The 272-nt window shown below is 40.1% G+C and carries 1 protein-coding gene; it reads right to left on the reverse strand.

The features are described from left to right. Window positions 1-20: 20 nt before the first annotated feature. A partial coding sequence (locus LJE09_RS17665) for a transposase (RefSeq protein WP_227311639.1) occupies window positions 21-272 on the reverse strand: 252 nt, incomplete at its 5' end.

Below are 272 nucleotides of genomic sequence, written 5' to 3' on the forward strand. Positions count from 1 at the left end.
TACGGATCTTTTCTGTGCTATTATGCACATTTTTTATATATTCTTTTTCCTTCTTCCAGAATATTGACCGCCGCATTCACATCCCGGTCTATCCGGTTTCCACATTCGCACAGGTATGTCCGTTCTGATAATGCCAGTTCTTTCTTTTTATGCCCGCATACACTGCATATCTTGCTGGATGCAAAATATCTGTCTACTTTTATCAGATATTTTCCATGTTCTTCCAGCTTATATCCAAGCATGGAAAGGAACTGACCGTATCCGTTATCCTG

The organism is Blautia sp. DFI.3.45, assembly GCF_020593505.1.
Lineage (GTDB): Bacteria > Bacillota > Clostridia > Lachnospirales > Lachnospiraceae > Blautia_A > Blautia_A wexlerae.